Raw genomic sequence first — 26055 nt, 5'->3', positions numbered from 1 at the left:
CATTTATAACGCCGCTTTCAGGGCTTCGCGGATTAATTGTTCGCTGTTAAGCGCAGGATCGGCAACTTTCTTCACCATTTTTTCCGCTTCATTTGCTTTGTAACCTAGCGCGATTAATGCCGCTACCGCATCATCAATTTGAACATTTTCTTTATTTGGTGATTTTTCTATCGCAGGCAAATGCGTGCTTTCAATAAAGAAATCACCTTGTGGTAAATCCTTAAATTTCCCTTTTAATTCAACCAGTAAGCGTTCTGCTGTTTTTTTCCCTACGCCGGGGATTTTGACTAATTTAGACAATTCTTCACGTTCTATGGCATAAGCAAATTCATTGACCGACATTGCAGATAAAATGGCAAGCGCCAGTTTTGGGCCTACACCGTTGGTTTTGATTAGCTCACGAAATAAAGTGCGGTCTTGTTTGTGAGAAAATCCGAACAGCAAATGCGCATCTTCCCGCACGACCAAATGGGTGAACAGGGTGGTTTGTTGTCCTGTTTCTGGCAAGTTATAAAAGCTGGTCATTGGCAATAAAAGCTCATAGCCCACGCCTTGCACATCAAGCAAAATTTCTGGTGGCTGCTTTTCGACTAATAATCCTGTTAAACGGCCTATCATAATTTCCCCTTAAAACGATTTGCCATAGGATAAAATAAAACTGGATAAATATCCAGTTTTAAACGATAAATTTTCACACTTAACCATCATAAACGGAAACGCCCGCGACTATATCTTGGACGCAAAAGTGCGGTGTTTTTTCCCTCTGTTTTTTGCACATTTTGATTAATTTGCGATAAATGCGCGAAGGAATGGGAATGCGTGATGGCAATGGCTAAGGCATCGGCAGCATCGGCTTGCGGTTTCGCGGAAAGATTAAGAATGCGTGTTACCATTTCTTGCACTTGGGTTTTATCGGCCGCCCCTGTGCCAACCACCGTTTGCTTGACTAAGCGCGCGGCATATTCAAACACCGGTAAATCGTGGTTCACTGCAGCGACAATCGCCACGCCACGGGCTTGTCCAAGTTTTAAGGCAGAATTGGCGTTTTTGGCTAAAAACACTTCCTCAATGGCAAACATTGTGGGCTGAAATTGAGTGATAATTTCGCTCACGCCCGCATAAATACGCTTTAAACGGGTTGGCATATCTTCTGCCTGAGTGCGGATCACCCCGCTGCCTAAATATTCCAATTTAAGCCCCATTTGGCGAATCACCCCATAGCCGGTTAAACGAGAACCAGGGTCGATACCTAAAATAATTGCCATCTTTTTTCCTAAATGAAAAAGGTGCTGAAGATCACGCACCTTTTAACTTATCGCCGATCAAATCAATGTGAGAAATTAAAGCAATGCTGCTACTTCATCACTGATTTCGCCATTGTGATACACGTTTTGCACATCATCACAATCTTCTAGCATATCAATTAAGCGTAATAATTTTGGTGCCGTTTCCGCATCAAGATTTACCGTAGTTGATGGGATCATTGTTACTTCAGCTTCTTGAATTTTGAAACCTGCTGCTTCAATGGCTTCACGCACTGCACTTAAATCTTCCCACGCGGTGTAGATTTCAAAACTGCCGTCTTCTTGTGGTTGAATGTCATCTGCACCCGCTTCAATTGCCGCTTCTGTAAGCGCATCTTCATCGGCTTCCGCAATTAAAATCAAACCTTTTTTACTGAACAAATAGCCAACAGAACCTTCTGTACCTAAGTTTCCGCCGCATTTAGTGAAACTTGGGCGAACCTGCGAAATGGTGCGGTTTGCGTTATCACTTAAACATTCCACCATTACCGCTGTGCCACCTGGGCCATAGCCTTCATAAACTTTGGTTTCCATATTGGTGTCATCGCCACCGCCCACACCGCGATCAATTGCACGGTTGATGGTATCGCGCGTCATATTGTTAGAAAGGGCTTTATCCACCGCTGCACGCAAACGCGGGTTAGCGCTCACATCACCGCCACCTAGTTTGGCTGCGGTAACCAATTCACGGATTAATTTAGTAAAGATTTTTCCACGTTGGGCATCTTGGGCGGCTTTACGGTGTTTAATATTTGCCCACTTACTATGTCCTGCCATTTTTTTTCCTTCTATTTTTTGTGATCTTTTTGATCTTGAGTTTAATTAAATTTGTTTGTTTTTATAAATCGGGTTTCGCCGTTGGCGACTTATGTTCACCACAATAGGCGTCATATCATTTAGTGCGTAATTATTGCTACTATCAAATCTCCCCCTGCCCCTCTTTGCTAAAGAGGGGGGGATATGAGCGTATTATTAACGCATTTTGAGCTATAACTACAAAATTCCCCTCTTTAGCAAAGAGGGGTTAGGGGAGATTTGGCAGAATTTATTTCAGCCAAATAATCAATCAGCCCTTATTTACCAAATATTTCTCAATCGCTGCGGCGTTATTTGGCGATTTTGTCATTTGCACGGCCTGTTGTGGGGAAACCCATTTAAAGGCTAAATGCTCGCTTAATTGCGGTTCAAATTCCTCTTCCACGGCGCATAAAAACCAATATTCGTGCGCGTGGGTGATATTCGGTGCGTATTTATAGCGGAAATGGGGAAAAATTTCAAATTCTACGCTTTCGTTGCAATCAAAAAGTGCGGTGGAATTTGGCAAAATTTTTAACCGCACTTCTTCCCAAAGCTCACGGATTGCCGTTTCTCTTGCAGTTTCGCCATTTTCCATTGAACCTGTTACCGACTGCCAAAAATCAGGATCATCTTTGCGTTGTAGCATCAGCACGCGATTTGTGTTTTTGGCGTAGATAATAACGAGAACGCTTTGGGGATTTTTATAGGTCATTTATCTTTCTAAAACGTTTATATTATTGATTATGGGGCGTATGTGATACGCCCCTTTCAAACACCCCTAACCGTAGCGTGGGCTTCAGCCCACGGAATAAAAAAATTGCGTTAAATTGTGGGCTGAAGCCTATCGTTTTTACCAAAATTAACAGCGGCGGTGTTATTTGATCTTATTGTGGGCTGAAGCCCACACTACGCCCCATCGCCACAGCGTGGCGCAGCCGGCTAACCGCATACGGCGCGTATGCGGTGGCACAGATCCAACCATAGCAACAGTGTTTCCTAAAAAACACAGTTGTTACAATTGCCCAGAAAAACTATTCTGTTTTATTTTCCTTAGCCACAACCGCAACTCCCAACTCCGCCAATGCCTGCGGGTTGGCATAGCTTGGGGCTTCGGTCATTAAGCACGCGGCGGCGGTGGTTTTCGGGAAGGCGATCACATCACGAATGTTGTCTGTGCCAGTTAAAAGCATCACTAATCGGTCTAAACCAAAGGCTAAACCTGCGTGTGGTGGTGTGCCGTATTTTAAGGCATCAAGTAAGAAACCGAATTTTTCTTGTTGTTCCGCTTCGTTAATGCCAAGAATGCGGAAAACGGTTTGCTGCATTACCGGATCGAAAATACGCACAGAACCGCCGCCCACTTCATAGCCGTTAATCACCATATCATAAGCATTGGCTACTGCTGCTGTTGGATCTTGCTCAAGCTGTGCTGGGCTGAAATCTTTCGGTGAAGTGAATGGGTGGTGCATTGCGGCAAGGTTGCCCTCTTCATCACGTTCAAACATAGGGAAATCTACCACCCAAAGTGGTTTCCATTCTTCCAAGCGAGTTAAGCCTAAATCACGGCCTAATTTCAAGCGTAATGCGCCCATTGCGTCAGTGGTAACGTTCCATTTGTCTGCGCCGAAGAAAAGAATGTCGCCATTTTGTGCTTGCACACGGTTTAATAACGCATTTAACACGTCTTCTGATAAAAATTTCGCAATTGGACTTTGCACGCCCTCTAAGCCTTTTTCAAGCTCATTAACTTTCAACCACGCTAAGCCTTTTGCGCCATAAATGCCAACAAATTGGGTGTATTCGTCAATTTGTTTACGGGTAATGCTTGCACCATTTGGCACGCGGATCACGGTTACGCGCCCATTTGGATCATTAGCAGGGCCGCTGAATACTTTGAAATCCACGTCTTTGACTAAATCAGCCACGTCCACCATTTCTAACGGGTTACGCAAATCAGGCTTATCTGAACCGAAACGTTGCATTGCCTCCGCCCAAGTCATCATTGGGAATTTACCGAGATCTACGCCTAAAATGTCTAACCATAATCCGTGAATCATTTGTTCCATAATTGCACGCACTTCAGGGGCGGTTAAGAATGAGGTTTCCACATCGATTTGGGTAAACTCAGGCTGACGATCCGCACGCAAATCTTCATCACGGAAACATTTTACAATTTGATAATAGCGGTCAAAGCCCGACATCATCAATAATTGCTTAAATAATTGTGGCGATTGTGGCAAGGCATAAAATTTACCTTTATGCACACGGCTTGGTACTAAATAATCACGCGCACCTTCTGGCGTGGCTTTGGTGAGCATTGGGGTTTCAATATCTAAGAAACCGTGATCGTCCATAAAACGGCGTACAAAACTGGTGATTTTCGCACGAGTTTTTAAACGTTGTGCCATTTCAGGGCGGCGTAAATCCAAATAACGGTATTTTAAGCGTTGCTCTTCCGTATTATTTTGATTGAAATCCAACGGCAACACATCAGACGCATTGTAAACAGAAAGGGATTTCGCCAACACTTCCACTTCACCTGTTGCCATATTTTTATTGATTTGATTTTCAGGGCGCGCAATCACTTCCCCTTTAATTTGTACGCAAAACTCATTACGCAAGCCAGCCGCAGCAGTGAGTGCTTCTTGATATTTCGGGGCAAAGCAGACTTGTACAATGCCTTCACGATCACGCAAATCGATAAAAATCAAGCCCCCTAAATCACGGCGCTTATTCACCCAACCGCTCAGAGTAACTTCTTGTCCAATGTTGCTGCGGTTTAACGCCCCGCAATAATGAGTTCGCATCATAATATTTTCCTTATTGAAATCTTAAAAAAGTGATAACCGCAAGATTATAGCGGAAATCTTGGGGGGATAGAATTGTTAATTGAGAAGTTATGCAAAAACTTCTGAATGTGTATTTAACCGAACTAATTTTAGGCATTGTTGTTCAATTTTATTTTTTCTCTTCTGCTATTTGTTGCAATAAGGTGGCAAGATCAGTTTTGTCATCAAGAGAGAAACGTTCAGCCGTTCCACTTTCAATTTCATTCATTGCCGCTAAAGTTTTTGCATTAGGTTGTAAATAATTCAAACTCAAAGGAATCGCTTTGGTGGCAGCAATTTCAGTTAAAAACATATTAAACACTTGTGAAGGGGTAAGGCCATATTGGGCAATCACTTCAAATGCTTCTGTTTTTAAATGTTGTGGTAAACGAAAATTCACCACGGCATTATTGTTTGTCATTGTCGTCATAATCAATCTCTCATTGGTTAAATTGACTGTATTATATTGCATATACAATGTCATTACAAATTAAGATTGATACATTTCCATTTGTGAGAACCGCGGTCTTGCTCTAAAATGCTGACAAAATAAAGAGCGGTAAAAATTTTGTGAATTTTCACCGCACTTTGATGACAAATTTAGGATAAATAATGAGTAAAGATACCATTTTTTCCGCCCCGATTAAGAACTTGGGCGATTTTACTTTTGATGAAAATGTGGCGGAAGTGTTCCCTGATATGATCCAGCGTTCTGTGCCGGGCTATTCTAATATCATCACCGCCATTGGAATGTTAGCCAGCCGTTTTGTTACGCCAAATTCTAATGTGTATGATTTAGGCTGCTCTCGTGGGGCGGCAACCCTTGCGGCCAGACGCAACATTCATCAGCCGAATGTGAAGATTATTGGCGTGGATAATTCGTTGCCGATGGTGGAACGTTGTCGCCAGCATATTCAGGCTTATCATAGCGATGTTCCTGTTGAAATTTTGTGCGATGATATTCGTAACATTGAAATCAACAATGCCTCAATGGTGATTTTAAATTTCACTTTACAATTTTTGCCTCCGCAAGATCGCACCGCGTTGTTAGAAAAAATTTATCAAGGGCTAAATCCGAATGGGGTGTTGGTGCTGTCGGAAAAATTCCGTTTTAATGATGAAAAAATCGATGAATTATTGATTGATTTACACCACGAATTTAAGCGCGCCAATGGTTACAGCGAGCTAGAAGTGAGCCAAAAACGCACCGCACTTGAAAATGTAATGCGTACTGATGATATTGAAACCCACAAAGCGCGGTTGAAATCGGTGGGATTTTCTCACATTGAATTGTGGTTTCAGTGTTTTAATTTTGGATCAATGGTGGCGATTAAATAATGCAAATACGTTCATTGTTCTTGGTAGGATTATTGCTTGGCTGTGTTAATCTGGCTTATGCTCAAGACATCACTACAGCTCAAATTTCCTCACAGCAAGTGGAGCAAGCGTCAAGTACCACGCGCGATTTTATTATTTAGGGCTGTAGTAGATTAGCCCTAAATTTCACACCATTTTCGCAATATTTTTAACTGCTCTTTTGGTGTCCCAAAGTTAAACCGAAATTCACATTCCTTCAAGAATAAAGGAAAGTTTTTTCGGTTAATTCCATTATATTTTCGCAGTATCCGCTTCGCCTGATTCCAAAAATTTTCAATGCCATTAATATGATTTTGTTTCACCACAAATAGCTCGGAATGATTGATTCGTTCGTGGTGAAATTCACTCACATCAAGCGCATCATCACTGCGATAAGTGTCCGTATAAACCCAGCTATCAGGCTTTATTTTTCTTTTAATAACAGGGAGTAATGTTTCACTCTTGGTGTTTTCAACCACAACAGTAAATACCTTTCCTTGTCGTTTTAGTAACCCAAAAACAGCAACTTTTCCAGCCGCTCCTCGTCCTCGTTTTCCCTTTCGATGACCACCAAAATAGCTTTCGTCTAGTTCAATTTCCCCCTCAAAAATCTCGTTAACTTCAAGGGATAAATGATAGCCAATCACAAGCCTGATTTTATGGTAGAACAAAGCGGCTGTATTCGGTTGAATATCTAGCAAATTTGCTGCTGTTCTTGCAGTAACTTCTGCGACAAAAAACTCAAGCAGTTTTTTCTGTATGGATTTCTTTAATTTACAATATGTTATCTTCATTTTTGTAGTATAGCATTGTTGCTAATCTACTACAGCCCCTATTATTTTTTACGACCGCACTTTAACCACTGCACCGCAGCTTATCGCAGCCAGCCAAAAATTAGGCGCTGAATTGCTGTATGAATACCAAAACTTTAACGCCATTGCGGTGCATATTCCTGAACATTTAGATCTTTCAACAGGAGAAAAGCAGCTTGCTCAACTCAAAGGTGTGCTGCAAGTTAATCCATCACAAATGATACAGCTGCATTGATCTTATTTCTTATTCGGTTGGGTGGAAAGTGCGGTGTAAAATTTCTTTTAATAAATCATAAACAAAGCGCACTCGTTCGCTCACCATTGTTTGATAAGGGCGATATAAATAAAGCTGCCATTTTTGTTTTTCCACCTCTGGAAACAGTTCTATCAATTTGCCTTGATCGATATAAGGCTGGCATAAAATATCAATCAGCTGCGAGCAAGTTCGCCCAGCCAAAGCCGATTGCAATTCGCTATACATATCGGAAGCCAAAAATTTAGGGTGGGTTGGAATAAAATGCTGTTGGGCATTAATTTGCCAGTGCCAAATGCGTTTCAGTTTCGGGTTAATCAAGCCGCTGAGCGGATAGTTTAACGCCAGATCTTGTAGGCTTTCGGGCATGCCTAAGCGTTGCAATAATTTTGGTGCAGCAACAATTTTTTCTTGTAAGGTAAAGATATGATGGGCTATCCAATCTTGCTCAGGCTCAAGACACACGCGAAGCCCAATATCAATTTGATCATCAATGGTTTTTAGCTTATCTAAAGACACGCGCCAATCGATGACCAAATCGGGATAGGGTTCAAGTGCGGTCAATAATTCATACAAAACCTGATCATTATAGGGCATTGGCGGAACGGTAATTCGCACAATGCCTTGCATCGCTTTATCATTAATTTTTTGTGAAGAAAAAAGCCGTTCGCTATCGACCAATAATTGTTGTGCTTGGGGCAGAAATTGTTCGCCAAATTCCGTGAGTTTAATGCTACGCGTATTACGTTGAAACAAGCGTTCACCCAGCAGATTTTCTAGCTCGGCAATCATTCGGGTTACCACTTGTGGCGATACCGCAAGGCGTTGTGCAGCTTCGCGAAAGTTTAAAGTTTCACTTGCCACACTAAAATAACGCAAGGCATCAAGTTTATTCATATTATTCCTTTTTTGCGAATAGTCTATTCCGATTTTATCCCTTTTCAATGTAATTATCTAGGGATAGAATGCACGCCAGAAAAAACGCTAAAACGGTTTTTCATAGTGAACTTTATAAGATAAAAACTTTTGGAGAGTAAAATGACAGATTTAAGTAAAAACCCCGTGGCGGATCGCGCTGAACACAATGCGTTCTTCCCATCAGAATATTCTTTAACCCAATACACCAGCAAAAAAACAGACTTTGATGGTTTCAAATTCGATAAACCTTATACTGGTGGTAAACACAAAGTATTAATGATCGGTACAGATGAGCGTTATATCGAAATGCAAAACGGTAAATTATTCTCAACAGGTAACCACCCCGTTGAAATGTTATTACCTATGTTGCATATGCACCACGCTGGCTTTGAAATTGATGTGGCAACCTTATCAGGTAACCCAGTTAAATTAGAAATTTGGGCAATGCCAGAAGAAGATAAAGCGGTAATGGATTTATATAACCAATACTTGCCAAAATTAGTGAATCCGAAAAAATTAGAAGATATTTTACCTGAAGTCCTAGCGGAAGATTCACCTTATATCGCCGTATTTATCCCGGGCGGTCACGGTGTATTAGCAGGCGTGCCACACAGCAAAGACGTGAAAAAAGTGTTAGATTGGGCATTAAATAAAGATAAACACTTGATCACTTTATGCCACGGCCCAGCTTCTTTATTAGCGGCTGGCGTAGGTGAAAAAGCGGAAGATTTCCCATTCAAAGGCTATGAGCTTTGCGTATTCCCAGATTCATTAGATGAAGGTGCAAACCAAGCAATCGGTTATATGCCAGGTAAATTACAATGGTTAGTGGGTGAAAATCTTGCTAAATTAGGCGTGAAAATTATGAACGAAGGCATCACAGGTCAAGTTCACAAAGATCGCAAATTGCTTACTGGTGATAGCCCATTAGCATCAAACAACTTAGGGATTTTAGCAGCGGATGAATTATTGAAAGCAGTGAAATAGCCGAGTGAAATAATTTTGGGGTCTGTTGATCATTCATTGTATATTTGAGCTGATAGCTAATTTTAAACGATAACTCAAATGTACAAAGACCCCTAAGAGCGGTGTAAAATTGAGAAAATTTTCACCGCTCTTTTTTATCTAATAAGATCAATGAAATAAGGAACAATAATGAGCAATAATATTCAAGGCAAAGTGGTCTTAATCACAGGGGCGTCAAGTGGATTAGGTGAAGAAACCGCACGCCATTTAGCATCATTAGGAGCTAAAGTGGTACTAGGTGCAAGACGTTTAGAACGTTTGCAAGCCCTTGCTGAGCAAATTCAGCAACAAGGTGGCGAAGCCGTTGTGGTGCAAATGGACGTATCAAAACGTGAAGACGTAGAAAAATTGGCACAAGCTGCGTTACAACAATTTGGTCGCATTGATGTGTTAATCAACAACGCAGGCATTATGCCGGGTGCAGTGATGAGTGCGTTAAAAGTAGATGAATGGGATCGAATGATTGATGTGAATATCAAAGGCGTGCTATACGGTATTGCGGCGGTGTTACCAACAATGCTTGCACAAAATTCAGGGCATATCATCAACCTGTCTTCTGTGGCTGGCTTGAAAGTGTCATCGGGCGGCGGCACAGTATATAGTGCCACAAAATTCGCTGTGAAAGCCATTAGCGAAGGGTTGCGTGCCGAAATGGCAGGGCATAATGTCCGCGTAACTACCCTGTACCCAGGGGCGATTGAAAGCGAACTAAAATTCAGCAGTAGCGATCCAGAATCTCGCGAACGCGTGCAAAAATTCTATGCCGCCCACGAAATTCCAGCTAGCTCCATTGCGAGAGCCATTGCTTATGCGGTGGAACAGCCAGACAACGTTGCTGTGAACGAAATCACCATTCGCCCAACGGTGCAAGAGTTTTAATTCATACTCATTTTTATCACGGAATGCCGTTTTTTAACGGCATTTTCATTGGAGAAAATAATGAAAACAGCATTAATTGTGGGCGCAACTGGCGTGGTGGGCAAGGCATTAGTGGAATTATTATGCGAAGATCCACGTTATCAACAGATTATCCTTTGGGTTCGCCGAGCGGTAACCTTTTCTCACCCCAAAATTCTTGTTCAACAAATTGATTTTGATCAGCTTGAAAACATAGCAATGCCTACTGTGGACGAAGTCTTTTGCACCCTTGGCACTACCTTGAAAAAAGCGGGTAGCAAAGCACAGTTTCTCAAAGTGGACGTGCAATATCCCATCGCCTTGGCAACCTTAGCCAAACAAGCGAATGTACCTTGTTTTGTTTTTGTATCAGCGATCGGCGCCAATGCTCAGTCAAACTTGTTTTATTACCAAGCCAAAGGAAAAGCGGAACAGGCGCTCACAGCATTACAACTAAATTGCTTGCAAATTGCACGGCCTTCATTAATTCTAGGCGAACGTGCTGATTTTCGCTTAGGAGAAAAGATCGCCGCGTGGCTGTTTAAGTTTTTACCAGCCAGTGTCCTTGCGGATTATCGCCCAATGACAGGGCAGCAAATTGCGGAAAAATTAATTGAACAAGCGCAAGATCATCAAGAAAAGGTAAAAATCTATTATCCAAGTAAAATGTAAGGAAAATAAAATGCCACAAACAACACCACACACAATGCAACAAATTAATATGCGAGAAGCGGGCGCGCCCGATGTGTTATTTATAGAACAAGCCACCATTCCCACACCGCAAGCTGGTGAGCTACTGGTTAAAGTGGCTTATGCAGGGGTAAATCGCCCTGATATTATGCAGCGCCAAGGGTTGTATCCAATGCCCAAAGGCGTTACGCCAATTATGGGCTTGGAGCTTTCAGGCACAGTGGTTGCGGTGGGTGAAGGTGTGAGCGAATTTCAGCTAGGCGATAAAGTTTGCGCCTTAACTGATGGTGGTGCTTATGCCGAATATTGCCTTGTGCCAGCCAGCCAAGCCTTACCAGTTCCTAAAAATTATTCGTTGCTAGAAGCCGCCGCGTTGCCCGAAACCCTTTTCACCGTTTGGGTAAATTTGTTTATGCAACAACAGGTTAAAGCGGGGGAAAGTTTATTGGTTCACGGCGGAACAAGTGGCATTGGGCTAACGGCGCTTGCTATCGCACAAAGCCTAGGCATTAAAACCTATGCCACCGTAGGCAATGCAGAAAAATGTACCGTTGTTGAACAATATGGTGCGGTTGCAATTAATTATAAAACGCAAGATTTCGCCGAAGTTATTCAAAGTGCGGGTGGAATTGATGCGATTTTAGATGTGGTCGGCGCGAGTTATTTCCAACGCAATTTAGCTTGCTTAAAGCAAAATGGCAGATTGTTTTTAATCGGCTTTATGGGCGGTGCAGTGGCACAAAACGTAGATTTATTGCAAATCGCCTTAAAACGCACCCATATTACTGGATCAACAATGCGTAGCCGCACTAAAGCTGAAAAAGCGGAAATCGCACAATCGCTACAACAAAATGTTTGGGGCAAATTAGAAAACGAACAAATCGCCAAGCCAATAATTCATCAAGTCTTTGATTTTAAAGATGTTCAGCAAGCACACCAAGAAATGGATAAAGGCACGCATATTGGCAAGGTGATGTTGGCGTTTGGTGCTGAATAATAGATAGTTTTTTTAGTGTTATCATTTTTTCTTTGGGTTGATAATGGGTTTCGCCGTTGGCGACCTACTTTCTTTTGCTTGCTCAAAAGAAAGTAGGCAAAGAAAAAGCCCCCCGACTAAATTGCTGATCTTCATTTTTAACAAATTTTCTTAACGAAAAGTAAGCCCATACTCGCTGCGCTGCGTTCAGGCATTACTTTTCTAAAAATTTGTTAAAAATAAAGGCAATTTACACGGGGAATAGGGAGCTGAATTTTAAAGTGCTGTGGGAATTTTATAATTTTTAAAACTCTGTGGAAAATGACCGCACTTTATTGCTGGCTGATTGCTTTTTTCTTTGGGTTGATGATGGGTTTCGCCGTTGGCGACCTGCTTTCTTTTGCTTGCTCAAAAGAAAGTAGGTAAAGAAAAAGCTCCCGACTAAATTGCTGATCTTCATTTTTAACAAATTTTCTTAACGAAAAATCAGCCTGATGTTTGCTTCGCTCTCGCTTGGCGTGATTTTTCTAAAAATTTTATTTCCATTCGGGCGGTTTGGACGGGGAATGTGGTTGGGGATAATTTTAAAGTGCGGTGGAAATTTTGTGAATTTTTCACCGCACGTTTATCTATTATGCCTTGTATTTTTAGATTTTACCTGCTTAATTCACTTCCACAGGCTTTACAATCTCACTCGGATAGCAGCCGAGAATTTTTAGATAGTTGCTATGTGCTTGCAATTCTTCTAACGCTTGTTGCACTTCTGGGTTGTTGATGTTGGCATCAATTTCAAGGTAAAACATTTCGTCCCATGGCTGACCATAAATCGGGCGGGATTCCAGTTTCGTCATATTAATATCGTGCTTTTTGAACACCAATAACGCGTCCACCAGTGAGCCTGCTTGGCGTTTATTTGTCGTCATCAATAACAGGGTTTTAGTGTGAATTTGCGGCGATACCACCACAGGTTCTTTGGCAATCACAATAAAACGGGTGATGTTATTCTCTTGATTGGCGATATTGCTTTTCAGCACGCGTAAGCCATAAAGATGACCGCCATCTTCATTCCCCAATGCCGCAATATTTGGCTTGTTCAGGCTTGCCACTAACTGCATTGCGTGCGAGCTGCTTTCGCAATATTCGATATGTACACGATCAAGGCTGCGAATAAACTGGCTGCATTGCTGGATCACTTGCGGATGGCTGTATAGGGTGTCAATTTGGCTTAACTCGCCGTGTTCTGTTGCGAGTACGCAATGTTTGATCGGGTATGCCAACTCACCAATGAGCGATAAATCCGTATGCTGTAACAAATCATAGACTTCATTTATTGAACCTGAAGTCGTGTTTTCCAGCGGCAAAATGCCGTAATCCGCCTCGCCATTTTGCACTTTTTCAAATACTTGCTCGAAAGAACTGCAACTCAGTTCAATGAACGGTTTTTGATAACGGGTTGCATAACTGCGTGCCGCAAGATGAGAATAAGATCCGCGTTTGCCTAAGAAAGCAATATGGCTATTTTGCTCACGCTGTTCATTGAGTTTCTTTTGCAAATAGGCTTGCTGAGTCAGCACAGAATCTTCAATAATTTTCTGGAAAATTTGCGTGATATATTGTGGATCAAGCTGATAATTTTCATTTTCAGAAAATTGAATCAATTCTTGTAATAATTGTTGCTCACGCTCCACATCACGCAAGGCTTTCTGCGTGATTTCTTTACTGCGTACCACGTCATAAGCCAAGCGATGACGCTCCGAAAGCAGTTTTAATAAACTGCGGTCAATTTGGGTGATTTGTTGTCTAATTTCTGCTAAATCCAGTGCCATTTTGTTATCTCGGTTATAGAGGATTGGGGTAGGATAAACAAGATTTTATTTGAGATCAAATGAATGTGTGTTTCTTTTTCTTTCAGTGATTTGAATTGAGAATGTAGTTAAGGTAAATTTTAAAGTGCGGTAATTTTTTAGGGTATTTTTTTGAGCAGACATAGGTTTATTTTTGCTATTGATAAAATATTCCCATAAAAAAACGCTCAATTGCTTGAGCGTTTTCTTGTTCTAATTTGGAAATTAGCGACGTAAACCTAAACGAGCGATTGTTTCGCTGTATTTAGCTAAATCAGTACGTTTTAAGTAGTCTAATAATTTACGACGACGAGAAACCATACGTAATAAACCACGGCGACCGTGATGGTCTTTTTTATGCACGGCAAAGTGTGCTTGTAAGTGGTTGATTTGTGCAGTTAATAATGCAATTTGAACTTCTGATGAACCAGTATCTTTTGCATCACGACCAAATTCAGCAACGATAGCTGCTTTTTTTTCTGTGCTTAGAGACATATTAAAATCCTCAATAGTAGGGGTAGTCATACATCAAACGCCGATCTCTAATTCAGCGCCGACAAGGAGCAACAATTGTAGCGATTAAGAGAAAAAATGCAATAAATATCTTGGGTAAATAAGCATTTTAATTATATGATTTAGCCAAGTTTGATTTCATTTTCAGGTGGATTATGGAACTTGATCAGCAAGTTGCACAGAAAATTGTTCAACGGGCAATGCATATTATTCCAAACAGCGTCAATGTAATGGATAAAAATGGGGTGATTATTGCTTCTGGCGATACTTCCCGTTTAAAGCAAAAACATACGGGAGCGGTGATTGCAATTCGAGAAAATCGGGTTGTGGAAGTTGATGAGTTTCTTTCGCAAAAATGGAATCAAGAAGCCAAGCCTGGTATCAATATTCCGATTAATTATCTCGGTAATATTTTTGGTGTTGTGGGGGTATCAGGCAAGCCAGAGGAAGTACGTCCTTATGCTGAATTAGTAAAAATGACGGCGGAATTAATTGTTGAACAGCACATTTTAATTGAGCAAGAACGCTGGTCGCATCGCTATAAAGAAGAATTTATTTTACAGTTAGTCAATGATTCGCAGAAATATCCCCAGCTTGCTCAACAGGCAAATTTCTTTGGCATTGATTTATCCCTTGATTATGTGGCAACGCTGATCAATTTGTGCCATTCCAATCAAAATCAATTACAGGAATTAGTCAGCTACTTGCAACAGCAAAATGTGCTTTTTGCCATTCATTCTTTGGATTCCATCTTGATATTATTACCAGCAAGTGAACGTCAAAATAAAACGTTGTTGAAAACTTTTGTGCCAGCACATTGGAATTCTCGCCAATATAAGATTGTGGTAGGCGGTTTTTTAGGTGGAAATGAAAGGTTATCTCTTTCTTATAAAACGGCATTAAGTACGCTAAGTTACGGGTTAAAATTTTTCCCTAAAAAATCAATTTATTTTTTTGAACAATACCAGTTGCCGGTTTTATTAGATGATTTAACCGATTCTTGGCAAGCAAAGGAATTGTTAAAACCCATTAATAAACTTTATGCACAAGATACCCATCAACAATTACGCAAAACGCTGCAACAATATTTTTTATCAAATTGTGATCTCACTCTCACTGCACAAAATTTATTCATTCATAGTAATACGCTGCGTTATCGACTTAACAAAATTGAGCAAATAACTTCTTTGTCTTTCAATAAGATAGATGATTTATTTATATTCTATTTAAGTATATTATTAAAAAAGTAATTTGTTTATTTCTACAAATTATTGTGAATTACCCTATTATTTTTTGTATTTTTAGATAAAGCATTTTCTCTTAGAGAAAACAATAATGTGATTGCTGATTAATCATATAAAAGGAGAAATAATATGACGGGCATCGCACTCATTATTAGCTTTATCCTTGCTATCCTTATTATGATTTTTATGATAGCGAAATTAAAAGTTCATCCTTTCCTCGCATTAATGAGCATTTCCCTTGCGTTAGCGCTTATTGCGGGCATTCCACTCACTAAAATTCCAGCAATGGTTGGCGCTGGCTTTAGTGGCACATTTAAGAGCATCGGTATTGTGATTATTTTCGGTGCAATTATTGGTATGGTGCTAGAAAAAACAGGTGCAGCCTTAAAATTAGCAGATATGGTTGTTAAACTGGTTGGACAAAAACGACCAGAGCTGGCTATGCTTATTATGGGCTGGGTTGTTGGTATTCCTGTATTCTGTGATAGTGGTTTTGTTGTATTAAACCCAATTCGTGAAGCGATTCAGAAAAAAATTGCCGCTAACCCCGTTGGTACTGCGGTTGCACTGAGTGCGGGGCTTTATGCCGCCCACGTTTTTATTCCGCCAACACCAGGGCCAATTGCCGTGGCAGGTGGGCTAGGTTTAGAGCATAATTTATTATTGGTCATTCTTATGGGGATTGCAGTATCCATTCCTGTTTTAATCGCAAGTTATCTTTTTGCCAAATTTATTGGTAAGCGAGTTATTTTGCAAGATGATGGTAATGATGAGCTGATTGCTCAAGGTTATGAAGCCTTATTGAAAAAATATGGCACTTTACCTAATGGCTTTTTAAGTCTTGCGCCAATTTTTGTTCCTATCATTTTAATGGCATTAGGTTCAATCACTAAAATTTCAGGTGCAACAGGGGATATTGCCAATTTCATTTTATTCTTAGGCAATCCGATTATTGCCTTAGGTGTTGGGTTAATTTTTGCCATCATTCTTATTTTTCAATGTGGCAAAATGAGTGAGTTTGAAACCTTAACCAACGACACCCTAAAACTCGTTGGCCCAATTCTGTTTATTACAGCAGCTGGTGGCGTATTAGGCAAAGTGATTGTTGAAGCGGGATTCGTAGAATATATTAAAGAAAATGCATATATTATTAGTAGTGCGGGGATTTTCTTTCCATTTATTATCTCAGCGATTTTGAAAACCGCACAAGGCAGCTCTACCGTAGCAATGATCACCACTGCGGCAATTATGGGAATGTTCAATGTTGATGATTCTCTAATGAGTGCATTAGGCTTAACCAGTGAAATTGCTGCGGCGCTGACCGTAATGGCGATTGCGGCAGGGGCAATGTGTGTTTCTCACGCTAATGACAGTTACTACTGGGTGGTAACAAACTTTAGTAAAATGACACCACAACAAGGCTATCGCACACAAACCACACTCACTTTTATTATGGGAATTGTGGGGATTAGCACTGTTTATGTCCTTTCCTTGGTTTTACTTTAACAGGAATTAACAATGAAAATACTCATCGCACCTGATTCATTCAAAGAAAGTTTGACCGCGTTTGAAGTGGCGGAGGCGATTGAAATTGGGTTTCGCAAGATTTTTCCGCACGCGCAATATTACAAAATTCCAATGGCTGATGGTGGGGAAGGCACGGTGCAATCTTTGGTGGACGCGACGCAAGGCAAGCTGATCCAATGCACGGTTACCGCCCCTTTGGGTAATAAGATTGATGCCTTTTGGGGGCTTTCTGGTGATGGTGAAACCGCATTCATTGAAATGGCGGCAGCTTCTGGGTTGCATCTTGTGCCAATGGAGGCGCGTAATCCATTGAAAACCACTAGTTTTGGTACGGGAGAATTGATTTTGAACGCCTTAAATTATGGGGTGAAAAAAATTATTCTCGGCATTGGTGGAAGCGCGACCAATGATGCTGGCGTGGGAATGTTGCAAGCCTTGGGCGCGCGCTTTCTCGATGCTGAAAATCAATCTTTGGGCTATGGTGGCGAGCAGTTAATTCACACCGCTCATATTGATTTAAGCCAGCTTGATTCACGTTTAGCACAAGTACAAATTGAAGTGGCTTGTGATGTGAATAATCCATTATGTGGTGAAACTGGCGCATCTGCCGTGTTTGGTCCGCAAAAAGGCGCAACCGTGCAAATGGTGCAACAACTTGATGCAGCGCTTGCTCATTTTGCCGAGAAAGTACGGCAACAGCTTGGCATTAATATCGCCAATCAATCTGGTGCAGGAGCGGCTGGCGGAATGGGCGGTGGATTATTGCTGCTACCTAAAGTGCGGTTGAAAAAAGGCGTAAATATTGTGTTAGAAACCTTAAATTTTAGCGCCCAAGTGCAAGATGCTGATTTGGTGATTACTGGCGAAGGGCGAATGGACGGGCAGAGTGCTTACGGAAAAACGCCCATTGGTGTCGCCAAAACTGCTAAGCAATTTGGCAAACCTGTGATTGCTATCGTAGGCTGTCTGCGGGAAGATTACGAAGTGGTGTATGAACAGGGCATTGACGCGGTCTTTCCGATTATTCGTCAGCTCGATAGTTTGGAAAACACCTTGCGTTCGGGGAAAGAAAATCTGATTTCAACAGCGCAGAATATCGCTAGATTTTATCAGTTAGCGATGAAGTAACAGAATAGTAAAAAGACAAGTGCGGTGGAAAATTTTCAGATTTTTCACCGCACTTTTTATTGCTGATATTTTATTGGTGCTTCTTTTGGCTGAGATAAAATTCCGCAAGCGCTAAATCTTCTGGACGTGTGATTTTAATGTTGCTGGTTTTACCTTGAATTAATTGCGGTTTGAAGCCAAGAAATTCCATTGCAGAAGCTTCATCGGTAATATTTTGTTGTTGCGTAAGCGCTTGTTCAATAGCTTGCGTGAGCAAAAGAGCGGGGAAAAATTGGGGCGTTTGTGCTAACCAAATTTCGTTGCGGTCTTCTGTTTTTTCAATTTGCTGATGTGAATTACTTCTTTTGATGGTATCGATTGCAGGAATGGCAAGAATTGCACCATCAGGCTGTGTGATGTCCGCTAAGGCAGAGAGTTCTTGCTGCGTTAAACAAGGACGCGCGGCATCGTGTACCATCACCCAAGTGTTTGCACTAGGATTGATCGCGTTTAACCCATTGAGAACAGATTGCGCGCGGGTTTCCCCCCCTTCAACAAGATGAATTTTTGGGTGGTTAAGCAAATCTATTTTTGCCAAATAAGGATCCTTAGGCGCAACCGCAAGGATAATGCGATCAATATGAGATGAATTGAGTAGAGTTTCTAATGTATGTTCTAAAACAGTTTTGCCAAGAATTGTCAAATACTGTTTCGGCCGATCTGCCTGCATTCGGCTACCAATACCAGCGGCTGGCACAACGGCGATAATTTCTCTTTTCATATTATTTGTGATCTTTAACAATGCGGTAGAAAATTTCGTTATTTTTTACCATTTCGTGCTGTTGTCTAGCGCGTTCTTCAATGGCATCAACCCCTTCTTTGAGATCTTTGATCTCAGCTGCGATGGCGTGATTGCGTTGGGCTAATTTTTCATTTTCTTGCAAATGTTGTGCAATTTCTTGCTCGAGCTGTTTATGATCCAAATAGCTATTTTTGCCAAACCAAAAATCATATTGGAATAGCACTAATACTGCGAGCAGAAGGAATACAAGTAAACGCATAGGTTCCCCAATTGGATAAAAAACAATAGTGTACCTTGAAATGGTGAAGATTTGTAGGCTTATGGCGGAAATAAATTTGCTAAAAAAGCACCGCACTTGTTAGGTTGTGTAGGGAATAAAAAAGTGCAGGAAAATCCTGCACTTTAGTTGGATAAATGTTGCGCAAAGCAGTAATTAAATTACGCTTGACCTTTAACCGCTTTTAATCCTAAGAATGGGGCTTTGTCGCCTAATGCTTCTTCGATACGGATTAATTGGTTATATTTCGCAATACGGTCAGAACGGCTCATTGAACCAGTTTTGATTTGGCCTGCTGCTGTACCTACCGCTAAATCTGCGATAGTTGCATCTTCAGTTTCACCAGAACGGTGAGAGATCACTGCAGTATAACCTGCATCTTTCGCCATTTTGATTGCCGCTAAAGTTTCAGTTAATGAACCGATTTGGTTGAATTTGATTAAGATTGAGTTTGCGATACCGCGTTCAATCCCTTCTTTTAAGATTTTGGTGTTAGTTACGAATAAATCATCACCCACTAATTGAACTTTGTCGCCTAACACTTTAGTTTGGTAAGCGAAGCCTTCCCAGTCTGATTCATCTTGACCATCTTCGATAGAAACGATTGGGTATTCTTTGCAAAGCTCTTCAAGGTAGTGTGTGAATTCTTGAGAAGTGAATGATTTACCTTCACCTTTCATTTCGTACATACCGTTTTCTTTGTTGTAGAATTCAGATGATGCGCAGTCCATTGCAAGAGTAACGTCTTTACCTAATACATAGCCTGCTTTTTCTACTGCTTCTTTGATACAAGCAAGCGCTGCAGCGTTTGATTCTAGGTTTGGAGCGAAACCACCTTCATCGCCCACTGCAGTGCTTAAACCTTTAGATTTTAATACTTTAGCAAGGTTGTGGAACACTTCAGCACCAATGCGTAGTGCTTCTTTTAAGGTTTTCGCACCCACTGGTTGGATCATAAATTCTTGGATATCCACATTGTTATCTGCGTGTTCACCACCGTTGATGATGTTCATCATTGGTAATGGCATTGAGTAAACACCTGGTGTGCCGTTAAGCTCAGCAATCCACGCATAAAGTGGTAAACCTTTAGATGCTGCTGCTGCTTTGGCATTAGCAAGAGAAACCGCTAAAATTGCGTTTGCACCGAATTTAGATTTGTTTTCAGTGCCGTCTAAGTCGATCATAATTTGGTCGATTTCAGCTTGGTTAGTGGCATCTTTACCCACTAAAGCTTGTGCGATTGGGCCATTTACCGCTTCAACCGCTTTCAATACACCTTTACCTAAGAAACGAGATTTATCGCCATCGCGTAATTCTAACGCTTCACGAGAACCTGTTGATGCACCAGATGGCGCAGCTGCAAGACCTACGAAACCACCTTCAAGGTGAACTTCTGCTTCCACAGTTGGGTTACCGCGAGAGTCGATGATTTCACGACCAATAATTTTAACGATTTTCGCCATTTTGTTTTCCTCATATTTAAGTTAATTTTCAAAGATAAAATCTGAAATCCCGCTAATCTTAAAACGATTTTTCATTTTTGTCTTGTAAAAAATGCGATTAAATTGATCACCGTTAAATTTTAGTACATTCATTGCTTGAAATCTAGGAAACTAACGCGAAGTTGGTAGAAATAAATTCAGTGTAAATTGCCCAATGAAAGATTTTTTATAATAAAATAACCGCACTTTAATTATAAATAGGACAGAAATTATGCGTTGGCAAGGCCGTAGAGAAAGCACAAATGTTGAAGATAGACGAAATTCAGGGCGTTCCTTTGGTGGTGGAAAACGAACGGGCGTACTTGGTTTGATTATTTTGCTTGTTGGTGCTTATTATGGTGTTGATCTTTCTGGCTTAGTTGGCACGCCTGATTTTATTGAACAACCAACGGCCAGTCATACCCAATCAAGCCAAGAAGAACAGCAACTGACCAGCCTTTCTCGTGTGGTGTTGGCTGATACAGAAACGGTTTGGGGAAATTATTTTTCACAACATAATCAGCATTATCAAGCACCAATAATGGTGTTATATAACGGGGTTACGCATACCGCCTGTGGCACAGGACAGTCCGCAATGGGGCCATTTTATTGTCCGAATGATCAGCGTGTTTACCTTGATCTTTCCTTTTATAATGATATGAAAAATCAGCTTGGAGCTGGCGGTGATTCCGCGTTTGCTTATGTGATTGCGCACGAAGTAGGGCATCATATCCAAAATTTATTAGGTATCTTGCCTAAAGTGCATCAGGCTCAGCGAAATGTAAGTCCTGCGCAAGCCAATCAACTTTCGGTAAAACTGGAATTACAAGCGGATTGCTTTGCTGGCGTGTGGGCGAATCAAGCAAGTAAAACAGGCCTGTTTGAAGCGGGGGATATTGAAAAAGCCTTTCACGCCGCTCAAGCGGTAGGTGATGATCGCTTGCAAAAACGTTCTCAAGGTTATGTTGTACCTGATAGCTTTACGCACGGCACATCAGCTCAGCGTTTAGCTTGGTTTAAACGCGGATTACAAAGCGGACAACCTAGCCAGTGCGATACTTTTGAGTAGTATTGGGGTAGCCACACAATATGACAAAGCGAATAATCAGGTTTTAACCAACGCATTAATCCCTGAAATTCGGAATAACCTCATAGTAAAAAGTGGAAGCGATGTACTTGATGGGCTTTCTAGCTCAGGGCGAGCATTATTAAACCACCCACTCGATACAACCAAAACACTGACACAAAATATAGCCTATAGTGCTTCGGAGTGCCTTAAATCACTCTCTAGTTGTATAGGTGAAAAATGGTCAACACTGACTAGTGCCTCAAAAGATATTTTACGAACCCATTACAATCAATCGGATGTAAATTATCTGTATGGCAAAGATATGTCTGTGGAAACGACGCTAATTCCGTTAATTCGGGGAGGGAGTGTTGTGGCTGAATTTGCTCCTGTCGCTAAAGCTGGGAGTGCTGCGGTTAAAGGTGCAAGTATATTAGGTCAAAAAGCGACAGTGGCTGCTTCTGAAAAAATTACTCGGGGAGGAAGTTTAAGTTATGTAACAGGCAATGAGCTAGGAAATAATTATCGTATATTATCACTCGGTATAGTTGAAGGACCTAACGGAGGAAAACTCATAAATACTGAGGTAAAAGATGCTGTTACAAATAGCACTATTTATCAAAGAATCTCTTCTAATGGAACGTTGTCTAATCAATTTATGATGATTGATGATAATGGTTTGCAAATAAATGTATCAAAACCTTTAGGATTAAAAAACACATTAAATCAAAAAGTACCAATCCATCATATTTGCACAGATAAAAACTGTATATCTACAGTAAATGGAGGACCTTGGACTCCTAGATTTGAGAAGATTTTTGATGGAGCAAATTTAAGTTTTAATGATGTAGATAATAAAGTAAAAGTGGTGGGACACCAAGGTCCACACCCAGAAAAATATCATAAAATTGTATATGATAGATTGTATGATGCAACAAGAGGTTTATCTCCTAAGAGTACACAATATGAAGAAGCTGTGAGATCTACATTGAAGCAATTGAAAATAGAAATATCTGATTCAAATACAGAATTAAATAAATTAGTCATTGGAGTTGATAGATAATGAAATATTACCGTTTATCTGAAGACATGGAAATTCTAAACAAATGGTATTTAGGGGAAATAAATGATTCTCTATATATAGAACAATGGGGGTTTACAATGTTCCCTCATTATTCCATTGATAAAGAAATGTCTGTACCAATTGAAATTCATGGGATAAAAACAGATTTTACTGAAAATCTTGTGTATGGAGTTCCTATATTAAGTCCAAAAGCAAAAGATGTTTTGCTACATTATGACATTATTTTTTCAGCGGTTAATGTTTTAGATAATGGGAGATTTTTTTCAACATATTATGCAATAGGAGTAGATATTATTGATGCTATAGATGAAGAAAAGTCTAAGTATATAAAATATAAAAAAGATGACCCAGTTAGGCCTGATAGAGAAGGAGACTATAAATATTTTGATAAGATTGTATTAAATTCCTCAAAAATAGATGGCAAACATATATTTAGAATTAAAGGTTATTCTATATATTTAGTTATTAGCGAAGAATTGAAATTAAGAATTGAATCAGCTGGTTTAACTGGATTTTATTTTGAGGAGATTTGTGTATATACAGGCTAAATTTTATTTAACAATAGAAAAAGAGTAGTCCCTCCTTAAGACTCTTGAAGATAGATTGGTAATGAATCTCTATTAGAAATTTAAAAATCAATAAAGACGAACAAACACCAGGTGCACAAGTGAATAAATGGCTAACCAAGGAGTAATTAATGAAATATTATAGATTATTAGATGATATTGACTACCCAAACCGTTGGTATTTAGGAGGTATTCATAGCATTGATAATTGGAAATTAATAAATGCAGAGATTCATGAAACTAATCTGATAATACGATTAATTCAAGATGGAGAAGAACTTGATTATACAACTATGGTTCCATTTAACGTTCCTATTGTGAGTGAAGATTTTAAAGTTTTGATAGAGAATACTAATGGTCTATCTTTTATTCCTGTCAAAATAGAAAATAAAAAAACAATAAAAAAATATTTCGCCATGGTCATTCATAATGAAATTGATTGTGTTGATGAAAATCGTTCAGAATTTACTAAGTTTGAGAAGGATGATCCTATAAGGCCAGACTTGGCTGGTGAATATGACAGTTTTTATAAACTGAAATTAGATTATTCAAAGATTAATAAGGCGTTATTTCGTTTAGGCAAGTTTTCTGTAGCGATTATTATTAGTGAAAGTATAAAAAAAGAGATCATAAAAAATGCTTTAACTGGTGCTGAGTTTAAAGAGGTTTAGAAAATGTGATGTCAGTGGCGAATATAGCGTAAAAAAACATCTTGGGAAACAAGATAGATATAAACCAATGATAGAGCTAATGGAGAAATATGCTTAGAAAATGCATTTAGGCCATTTAGGAGCCTCTCCCACAATTTGTGTAAATGCCTGTTTCTGAGATAATACATTAGACACAGGTATTTTATTATGAACGAAAAACAACTCCACGCCTTGGCAGCAGAATTTGCCAAACACCTCAAAACGCCGGAAGACCTTAATCAGTTTTCTCGAATGCTCAAAAAAATCACGGTCGAAGCAGCCCTAAACGCGGAACTGACTGACCACCTTGGTTATGAAAAACATCAGCCACGAAAAGGCAAAAATGCGCGTAACGGCTATACGTCCAAAACTGTGATGTGTGATGAGGGTGAAATGGAAATTGATACCCCTCGTGACCGTGAGGGCACCTTTGAACCGCAGCTTATCAAGAAAAACCAAACCCGAATTACCGGAATGGACGAGCAGATTATCGCCTTATATGCCAAAGGCTTAAGCAATCAAGAAATCGTCGAAATGTTCAAAGAACTCTATGATGCTGATGTGTCAACGAGCTTGATTTCTCGCGTGACAGATTCGGTTAAAGAGCGCGTCTTGGAATGGCAAAATCGCCCGCTTGATGCGGTGTATCCGATTGTTTATTTGGATTGCATCGTGGTCAAAGTGCGTCAAGACGGGCGGATTATCAACAAGTCCGTCTTTGTGGCGTTGGGTGTGAATTTGGAGGGGCATAAAATTACTCGGACTCTGGATTGCCGAAAACGAAGGCGCGAAGTTCTGGGCAAACGTGCTAACAGAGCTGCAAAATCGCGGTTTAAAAGACATTTTAATTGCGTGTGTGGACGGTTTAAAAGGCTTTCCTGACGCCATTAATGCCGTTTATCCCCAAACCAAGATTCAGCTTTGCATTGTGCATTTGGTGCGTAATAGTTTGAAATATGTGTCATGGAAAGATTACAAGGCGGTGACTGCGGATTTAAAACAGGTGTATCAAGCCCCGACGGAGATGCAAGCACGCGAGAATTTGACCGCACTTTCGCAAAAATGGCAGGAAAAATACCCGCTTGTAGCGAGAGGTTGGGAAGAGAATTGGGCGAATATCGCGACATTTTTTGATTATCCGTCGGATATTCGCAAAGCGATTTATACCACCAATGCGGTGGAGTCACTCAATAGCGTGATTCGGCGAGTCATTAAAAAACGCAATGTATTCCCGACGGATGAGTCGGTGTTCAAGGTAATATGGCTGGCGATGAAAGATGCGTCAAAGAAATGGACAATGCCGATTCAAAACTGGAAACAGGCAATGAATCGTTTTATGATTGATTTTGGTGATCGCCTCGACGATCACCGTTAAGTTGAAATGGGTGTTTACACAGAATTTGGGATAGGGTCGCTAACAGAGCTGCAAAATCGCGGTTTAAAAGACATTTTAATTGCGTGTGTGGACGGTTTAAAAGGCTTTCCTGACGCCATTAATGCCGTTTATCCCCAAACCAAGATTCAGCTTTGCATTGTGCATTTGGTGCGTAATAGTTTGAAATATGTGTCATGGAAAGATTACAAGGCGGTGACTGCGGATTTAAAACAGGTGTATCAAGCCCCGACGGAGATGCAAGCACGCGAGAATTTGACCGCACTTTCGCAAAAATGGCAGGAAAAATACCCGCTTGTAGCGAGAGGTTGGGAGGAGAATTGGGCGAATATCGCGACATTTTTTGATTATCCGTCGGATATTCGCAAAGCGATTTATACCACCAATGCGGTGGAGTCACTCAATAGCGTGATTCGGCGAGTCATTAAAAAACGCAATGTATTCCCGACGGATGAGTCGGTGTTCAAGGTAATATGGCTGGCGATGAAAGATGTGTCAAAGAAATGGACAATGCCGATTCAAAACTGGAAACAGGCAATGAATCGTTTTATGATTGATTTTGGTGATCGCCTCGACGATCACCGTTAAGTTGAAATGGGTGTTT

27 protein-coding genes and 2 pseudogenes are annotated in these 26055 nt (G+C 40.6%); 16 read left to right on the top strand and 13 right to left on the bottom strand.

What is annotated here, in order from left to right; translation table 11 throughout:
• Positions 1–3 precede the first annotated feature (3 nt).
• From ruvA to L5B76_RS07090, 6 genes are all read right to left on the bottom strand, one after another.
• Positions 4–618: a Holliday junction branch migration protein RuvA gene (gene ruvA, locus L5B76_RS07115; RefSeq protein ID WP_265754825.1), complete on the bottom strand. Its 615-nt coding sequence runs from the start codon at positions 616–618 to the stop codon at positions 4–6.
• An 86-nt stretch (positions 619–704) separates the two neighbouring features.
• A complete protein-coding gene (gene ruvC, locus L5B76_RS07110) occupies positions 705–1265 on the bottom strand; it encodes a crossover junction endodeoxyribonuclease RuvC (RefSeq protein WP_265754824.1) in 561 nt (186 codons plus the stop codon).
• A 75-nt stretch (positions 1266–1340) separates the two neighbouring features.
• On the bottom strand, positions 1341–2081 hold the full coding sequence (locus tag L5B76_RS07105; RefSeq protein WP_103852766.1) for a YebC/PmpR family DNA-binding transcriptional regulator: 741 nt from the start codon (positions 2079–2081) through the stop codon (positions 1341–1343).
• Positions 2082–2370: 289 nt separating this feature from the next.
• Positions 2371–2814: a dihydroneopterin triphosphate diphosphatase gene (gene nudB, locus L5B76_RS07100; RefSeq protein ID WP_265754823.1), complete on the bottom strand. Its 444-nt coding sequence runs from the start codon at positions 2812–2814 to the stop codon at positions 2371–2373.
• A 319-nt stretch (positions 2815–3133) separates the two neighbouring features.
• Positions 3134–4912: an aspartate--tRNA ligase gene (gene aspS, locus L5B76_RS07095; protein WP_265754822.1), complete on the bottom strand. Its 1779-nt coding sequence runs from the start codon at positions 4910–4912 to the stop codon at positions 3134–3136.
• A gap of 148 nt (positions 4913–5060) precedes the next feature.
• Positions 5061–5351 (bottom strand): type II toxin-antitoxin system RelB/DinJ family antitoxin, encoded by a 291-nt coding sequence (locus L5B76_RS07090; RefSeq protein WP_265755538.1) that lies wholly within the window; start codon positions 5349–5351, stop codon positions 5061–5063.
• 191 nt (positions 5352–5542) lie between these two features.
• Here L5B76_RS07090 and cmoA point away from each other — a divergent pair, with 191 nt between their 5' ends.
• Both cmoA and L5B76_RS07080 read left to right on the top strand, forming a co-directional pair.
• Positions 5543–6268 (top strand): carboxy-S-adenosyl-L-methionine synthase CmoA, encoded by a 726-nt coding sequence (cmoA, locus tag L5B76_RS07085; protein WP_265754821.1) that lies wholly within the window; start codon positions 5543–5545, stop codon positions 6266–6268.
• Positions 6268–6408: a hypothetical protein gene (locus L5B76_RS07080; protein WP_265754820.1), complete on the top strand. Its 141-nt coding sequence runs from the start codon at positions 6268–6270 to the stop codon at positions 6406–6408. The genes cmoA and L5B76_RS07080 overlap by 1 nt, the downstream gene beginning before the upstream one ends.
• A gap of 18 nt (positions 6409–6426) precedes the next feature.
• Here L5B76_RS07080 and L5B76_RS07075 read toward each other — a convergent pair whose 3' ends face one another.
• A complete protein-coding gene (locus L5B76_RS07075) occupies positions 6427–7080 on the bottom strand; it encodes an IS1595 family transposase (protein WP_265754819.1) in 654 nt (217 codons plus the stop codon).
• A gap of 112 nt (positions 7081–7192) precedes the next feature.
• On the opposite strand from L5B76_RS07075, the gene L5B76_RS07070 reads away from it, so the two are divergent.
• A complete protein-coding gene (locus L5B76_RS07070; RefSeq protein WP_265754818.1) occupies positions 7193–7333 on the top strand; it encodes a hypothetical protein in 141 nt (46 codons plus the stop codon).
• A gap of 9 nt (positions 7334–7342) precedes the next feature.
• Here the strand turns inward: L5B76_RS07070 and L5B76_RS07065 are convergent, their stop codons facing one another.
• Complete coding sequence (locus L5B76_RS07065) at positions 7343–8248, bottom strand: LysR family transcriptional regulator (RefSeq protein ID WP_265754817.1); 906 nt, start codon at positions 8246–8248, stop codon at positions 7343–7345.
• Positions 8249–8389: 141 nt separating this feature from the next.
• On the opposite strand from L5B76_RS07065, the gene hchA reads away from it, so the two are divergent.
• The 4 genes from hchA (at position 8390) to L5B76_RS07045 (ending at position 11879) form a co-directional block, all read left to right on the top strand.
• Positions 8390–9256, top strand: coding sequence for a glyoxalase III HchA (gene hchA, locus L5B76_RS07060; RefSeq protein WP_265754816.1), 867 nt, complete (start codon positions 8390–8392; stop codon positions 9254–9256).
• A 168-nt stretch (positions 9257–9424) separates the two neighbouring features.
• Positions 9425–10174, top strand: coding sequence for an SDR family oxidoreductase (locus L5B76_RS07055; protein WP_265754815.1), 750 nt, complete (start codon positions 9425–9427; stop codon positions 10172–10174).
• A 60-nt stretch (positions 10175–10234) separates the two neighbouring features.
• A complete protein-coding gene (locus L5B76_RS07050; protein WP_265754814.1) occupies positions 10235–10864 on the top strand; it encodes an NAD(P)H-binding protein in 630 nt (209 codons plus the stop codon).
• A gap of 10 nt (positions 10865–10874) precedes the next feature.
• Positions 10875–11879, top strand: coding sequence for an NAD(P)H-quinone oxidoreductase (locus L5B76_RS07045; protein WP_265754813.1), 1005 nt, complete (start codon positions 10875–10877; stop codon positions 11877–11879).
• Between the two features lie 641 nt (positions 11880–12520).
• Here L5B76_RS07045 and pheA read toward each other — a convergent pair.
• Entirely contained in the window at positions 12521–13684 is a 1164-nt protein-coding gene (pheA, locus tag L5B76_RS07040) for a prephenate dehydratase (RefSeq protein WP_265754812.1), read from the bottom strand.
• Between the two features lie 243 nt (positions 13685–13927).
• Entirely contained in the window at positions 13928–14197 is a 270-nt protein-coding gene (gene rpsO / locus L5B76_RS07035) for a 30S ribosomal protein S15 (protein WP_017805737.1), read from the bottom strand.
• A 173-nt stretch (positions 14198–14370) separates the two neighbouring features.
• Here rpsO and L5B76_RS07030 point away from each other — a divergent pair, with 173 nt between their 5' ends.
• The 3 genes from L5B76_RS07030 (at position 14371) to L5B76_RS07020 (ending at position 18114) form a co-directional block, all read left to right on the top strand.
• Entirely contained in the window at positions 14371–15465 is a 1095-nt protein-coding gene (locus tag L5B76_RS07030; protein ID WP_265754811.1) for a sugar diacid recognition domain-containing protein, read from the top strand.
• Between the two features lie 123 nt (positions 15466–15588).
• Positions 15589–16965 (top strand): GntP family permease, encoded by a 1377-nt coding sequence (locus L5B76_RS07025; RefSeq protein ID WP_265754810.1) that lies wholly within the window; start codon positions 15589–15591, stop codon positions 16963–16965.
• 12 nt (positions 16966–16977) lie between these two features.
• Entirely contained in the window at positions 16978–18114 is a 1137-nt protein-coding gene (locus L5B76_RS07020; protein ID WP_265754809.1) for a glycerate kinase, read from the top strand.
• Positions 18115–18184: 70 nt separating this feature from the next.
• On the opposite strand, the gene ispD is transcribed toward L5B76_RS07020, so the two are convergent.
• The 3 genes from ispD to eno form a co-directional block, all read right to left on the bottom strand.
• On the bottom strand, positions 18185–18874 hold the full coding sequence (gene ispD, locus L5B76_RS07015; RefSeq protein ID WP_265754808.1) for a 2-C-methyl-D-erythritol 4-phosphate cytidylyltransferase: 690 nt from the start codon (positions 18872–18874) through the stop codon (positions 18185–18187).
• A gap of 1 nt (position 18875) precedes the next feature.
• A complete protein-coding gene (gene ftsB / locus L5B76_RS07010; protein WP_265754807.1) occupies positions 18876–19154 on the bottom strand; it encodes a cell division protein FtsB in 279 nt (92 codons plus the stop codon).
• Between the two features lie 179 nt (positions 19155–19333).
• Positions 19334–20635 carry a phosphopyruvate hydratase gene (gene eno, locus L5B76_RS07005; protein WP_103854254.1) on the bottom strand — a complete coding sequence of 434 codons (1302 nt, stop codon included), beginning with the start codon at positions 20633–20635 and terminating at the stop codon, positions 19334–19336.
• 250 nt (positions 20636–20885) lie between these two features.
• Here eno and ypfJ point away from each other — a divergent pair, with 250 nt between their 5' ends.
• The 6 genes and pseudogenes from ypfJ to L5B76_RS06975 form a co-directional block, all read left to right on the top strand.
• A complete protein-coding gene (gene ypfJ / locus L5B76_RS07000) occupies positions 20886–21722 on the top strand; it encodes a KPN_02809 family neutral zinc metallopeptidase (protein WP_265754806.1) in 837 nt (278 codons plus the stop codon).
• Entirely contained in the window at positions 21715–22782 is a 1068-nt protein-coding gene (locus L5B76_RS06995; protein ID WP_265754804.1) for an AHH domain-containing protein, read from the top strand. Before ypfJ ends, L5B76_RS06995 begins: the two co-directional genes overlap by 8 nt.
• Positions 22782–23351, top strand: coding sequence for an imm11 family protein (locus L5B76_RS06990; protein WP_265754803.1), 570 nt, complete (start codon positions 22782–22784; stop codon positions 23349–23351). The genes L5B76_RS06995 and L5B76_RS06990 overlap by 1 nt, the downstream gene beginning before the upstream one ends.
• Positions 23352–23500: 149 nt before the next feature.
• Positions 23501–24040, top strand: a complete 540-nt coding sequence (locus tag L5B76_RS06985) for an Imm43 family immunity protein (protein WP_265754802.1) — start codon at positions 23501–23503, stop codon at positions 24038–24040.
• A 186-nt stretch (positions 24041–24226) separates the two neighbouring features.
• A pseudogene (locus L5B76_RS06980) lies at positions 24227–25433 on the top strand (IS256 family transposase).
• 33 nt (positions 25434–25466) lie between these two features.
• Positions 25467–26039, top strand: a pseudogene (locus L5B76_RS06975) (IS256 family transposase); the annotation flags it as partial.
• Positions 26040–26055 lie beyond the last annotated feature (16 nt).

Source organism: Avibacterium sp. 21-594 (assembly GCF_026226815.1).
Classification (GTDB): Bacteria; Pseudomonadota; Gammaproteobacteria; order Enterobacterales; family Pasteurellaceae; genus Avibacterium; species Avibacterium avium.
Note: the sequence above shows the minus strand (reverse complement) of the source record. Positions and strands in the feature narration are given on the sequence as shown.